The sequence below is a fragment of the Citrobacter sp. wls827 genome (assembly GCF_005280875.1).
Classification (GTDB): Bacteria; Pseudomonadota; Gammaproteobacteria; order Enterobacterales; family Enterobacteriaceae; genus Citrobacter; species Citrobacter youngae.
In genome coordinates this window covers 444,389-448,170 of the sequence record NZ_SZWR01000017.1, presented here as the reverse complement: position 1 = coordinate 448,170, position 3,782 = coordinate 444,389, and the positions used below count along the sequence as shown (strand labels likewise).

Here is a 3,782-nt window from a genome sequence, read left to right as displayed (position 1 = left end):
CGTTGAGGCGGCGCGTGCCGGAGAATCCGGGCGCGGTTTTGCCGTCGTGGCCGCGGAGGTGCGCAATCTTGCGCAACACTCTGCATCAGCGGCAAAAGAGATTAAACAGCTTATCGAGAAGAACGTCGCTAACGTCAATACCGGCGTAAAAATGGTTGAACAAACAGAAACGCATCTCACCGGAATGATCAGCGATGTGTTACAGATGTCGATGATGATTAAAGACATTAGTCTGGCAACGCGGGAGCAAACCCAGGCGTTGGATCTGATTAATGATTCCATTTCGCGTGTTGGTACCATGACGCACAATAATGCCGAGATGGTGGAGCGTGTCACTGACGCAACTACCGATTTAACGCAGCGCTCATCGCGATTGCAGCAGGCCGTGCAGGTCTTTGGCGTGTCGGTATAAGGCAAACAGCGCTCATTCTGCTGACGATCAGGATGAGCGCATTCCTTCGCATTTTCCCACCGCCTCTGTTTTTACTGAATCGAGTCCACATCCCGTCGATTCAGGCCACAGAAAAACCCCATTTCCCCGTGTCCAGGCTTTGCGTCACTTCTCAATTGAATGTAGGATGCTCGGCCGACAGTTTCCCGCGGTAACACAATGAAGGGTAACGCTGTTTTCGCCGCAACTGCTGCGGCAAAAAGGATTTTGTAAATTAGTCAGGTTAACAGGAAACGTAATGAACACACACAACACGCAAGCCGCGGAACAACACGCGGCGAAACGACGCTGGTTGAATGCTCACGAAGAGGGGTATCACAAAGCGATGGGTAACCGGCAGGTACAAATGATCGCCATTGGCGGTGCTATTGGTACCGGGTTATTTTTAGGGGCTGGCGCACGTTTGCAAATGGCCGGCCCCGCTTTAGCACTGGTCTATCTGGTCTGCGGTATTTTTTCATTCTTCATTCTGCGGGCACTCGGTGAACTGGTTTTACACCGCCCTTCCAGCGGCAGCTTTGTCTCTTATGCCCGCGAATTTTTAGGTGAGAAAGCGGCCTATGTGGCTGGCTGGATGTACTTCATCAACTGGGCGATGACCGGAATCGTGGATATCACGGCCGTGGCCTTGTATATGCACTACTGGGGCGCATTTGGTGACGTACCGCAATGGGTGTTTGCCCTCGGCGCATTGGCCATTGTCGGCACCATGAACATGATCGGCGTAAAGTGGTTTGCGGAGATGGAGTTCTGGTTTGCACTGGTCAAAGTGCTGGCTATCGTTATCTTCCTGGTCGTCGGGACTGTCTTTTTAGGCACGGGAAAACCGCTCGATGGTAACGCCACGGGTTTTCATCTGATCACCGACAACGGTGGTTTTTTCCCGCATGGCCTGCTGCCAGCGCTGGTACTGGTACAGGGCGTCGTCTTTGCATTTGCTTCCATTGAACTGGTAGGCACTGCGGCGGGTGAGTGCAAAGATCCGCAAACGATGGTGCCAAAAGCGATTAACAGCGTTATCTGGCGAATTGGCCTGTTCTATGTGGGTTCAGTGGTGTTACTGGTCATGCTGCTGCCGTGGAATGCCTATCAGGCAGGTCAAAGCCCGTTTGTTACCTTCTTTTCCAAACTCGGCGTTCCCTATATTGGCAGTATTATGAATATCGTGGTGCTTACCGCTGCGCTTTCCAGCCTCAACTCGGGTTTGTATTGCACTGGTCGTATTTTGCGCTCAATGTCGATGGGCGGTTCCGCGCCCAAATTTATGGCCAAAATGAGCCGTCAACACGTACCTTATGCTGGCATACTTGCCACGCTTGTCGTGTACGTCGTCGGGGTTTTCCTCAACTATCTGGTGCCTTCGCAGGTATTCGAGATCGTGCTTAACTTTGCCTCGCTGGGCATCATTGCATCGTGGGCATTCATTATGGTGTGCCAGATGCGTCTGCGTCGGGCCATTAAAGATGGTAAAGCGGCAGACGTTCACTTCAAACTGCCAGGTGCGCCGTTTACGTCCTGGTTAACACTGTTGTTTTTACTGGCTGTGCTGGTGCTGATGGCGTTTGACTATCCGAATGGGACCTACACTATCGCCTCATTACCGCTGATTGCCATTCTGCTGGTCGCTGGCTGGTTTGGTGTACGTAAACGCGTCGCGGAAATCCACCGTACCGCGCCATAACGCTTTAAGGTAGGTCAGATTTCTGGCCTACCCGTTTGAGCGACTTAGTTTGCTTCAATTAGCTGAGCAACATCATTGCTGTTAATTTCCCGCGCATTCCCGTCCTGATCGGTATAGCTGGTCATTCCCGTATCTTTATCCAGTTTTGGTTTGCCCTGGGTGGTAATCGTTTGTCCGCTTTTCGTCGTCATGACGTAATCGGTGGTGCACCCTGCCAGCGTAAACAGCATTACGCCCGCACAAAGACAGATTAATGGCTTTTTCATGGTATTCCCGTGTTATTCAGTTAGCCGTTGAGGGCGTAGTGTAAGTCTCTGAAGTTTGTCAGGCTACCGATGGGGTGTAACGAGGCGTATCGTGGAGTATAGAGAAATGACAGGAGGGGTTGCCCCCTCCGAATAATTACAGGGCGATACGAATAACATCGTCCGGTTGAGTCGCTTCCTGCTCGCGTGTGGATTTCTGTTTCACGCTAACGTACAGGGTTTTACCATCGGCGGAGAGCGCCAGGCTGTTTGGGAACGTCGGGGTATCGAAGGTTTTAACCACTTTATAGCTTTTCGCGTCGATCACGCTGACTTTACCGGCCTGACGGTGGGTCACGTAAGCTTCATTACGCACCGGGTTGAACAGTACGGCCAGGGATTCCGGCGCGGCAACTTTTGCCAGCACGTTGCCGCTACGGGTATCGATAACCAGCACTTCCGCTGCTTTAGAGTCAGTGACAAACGCACGATGACCTGCCGTATCCAGGCTCAGGTTAATGAAGAAGTGCTCTTTGCCATCGTCCAGCAGTTTTTTGCGGCTGAGAATTTTGTTGGAGGCGGTATCGATGGTAATGAATTCGCCATCGGCATTGGCGGTATACAGGCGTTTAGCCTTGCTGTCGACGGCCAGTGCAGTGCTCATTTTACCGGTATTTTGAATCGTGTCCTGAAGTTTGACAGTCTCACCGTCCACGACCCAAATCACGCTCTCCTTACCAATTCCGCTGATGTATACCTTGTTGGTGGCATCATCGGCGACCAGTTCACGAGGCTGCAGCGGACGGACATCTTCAGAACGTTTACGCGCATCCAGTACCAGACGCCCTTTCACCTCACCGGTTTTCGCATCAATCGCCGTCACCGCGCTATTCACGGTATTACCAAACCACAGCGTTTGCGTCGCGTTATTGATGGTTGCGCCAAACGGTTTGAGATCGTTATGAATAACCTGAGTCACTTCAAGCGTCACCGGATCAAGACGGTAAACTATCCCACCTTTATCCAGCTTACGACTCTGCGAGGTGGCCAGCCACAGTGCGTTTTCCTGCTGGCTGTACGCCATTTCGTAGGCGCCTTTACCTACGCCTTTGCGCAGCAGTTCTTCCGCAGCCTGCGTGCTAAATGATGATGCAACCAGCAGTGAACCTAACAGTAAAGAACCACGCAGGCGCGGTGAAAACAGATGACGTAAAGACATGACGACTCCCTTTGATAAATTCAGTTGTTACTGCTTCACATAGCTTCAATGAGCAAAATCATGGTTTTGCCTTTTTAAGAATGAGAATAGTAATCATTATTTATCGCAAAGTGGAGTGTTTATTCACATTCGGTGAAAACCTGCTTATTTTCTCTATGAATACTCGCTTGCGGCGAAATCAATATT

General features: G+C 51.2%; 4 protein-coding genes. 2 read left to right on the top strand and 2 right to left on the bottom strand.

The features are described from left to right. Together FDX03_RS23340 and ansP are read left to right on the top strand one after the other, a co-directional pair. The coding region (locus FDX03_RS23340; RefSeq protein WP_249357052.1) for a methyl-accepting chemotaxis protein at nt 1-412 on the top strand (412 nt) is incomplete at its 5' end. A 277-nt stretch (nt 413-689) separates the two neighbouring features. Beyond that, the gene (gene ansP, locus FDX03_RS12705) at nt 690-2,132 is read left to right on the top strand and encodes an L-asparagine permease (protein WP_121584666.1); all 1,443 of its coding nucleotides are present in this window, start codon (nt 690-692) and stop codon (nt 2,130-2,132) included. Nucleotides 2,133-2,176: 44 nt separating this feature from the next. On the opposite strand, the gene FDX03_RS12700 is transcribed toward ansP, so the two are convergent. Together FDX03_RS12700 and FDX03_RS12695 are read right to left on the bottom strand one after the other, a co-directional pair. Then, nucleotides 2,177-2,398, bottom strand: coding sequence for a YgdI/YgdR family lipoprotein (locus tag FDX03_RS12700; RefSeq protein ID WP_043016274.1), 222 nt, complete (start codon nt 2,396-2,398; stop codon nt 2,177-2,179). Between the two features lie 136 nt (nt 2,399-2,534). After that, entirely contained in the window at nt 2,535-3,596 is a 1,062-nt protein-coding gene (locus FDX03_RS12695) for a YncE family protein (protein WP_137346000.1), read from the bottom strand. Between the last annotated feature and the right edge of the window lie 186 nt (nt 3,597-3,782).

Excerpts from the sequence above, each read along its gene's own strand:
- FDX03_RS12700 (WP_043016274.1), bottom strand. The coding sequence starts at position 2,398 with ATGAAAAAGCCATTAATCTGTCTTTGTGCGGGCGTAATGCTGTTTACG.
- FDX03_RS12695 (WP_137346000.1), bottom strand. The coding sequence starts at position 3,596 with ATGTCTTTACGTCATCTGTTTTCACCGCGCCTGCGTGGTTCTTTACTG.
- ansP (WP_121584666.1), top strand. The coding sequence starts at position 690 with ATGAACACACACAACACGCAAGCCGCGGAACAACACGCGGCGAAACGA.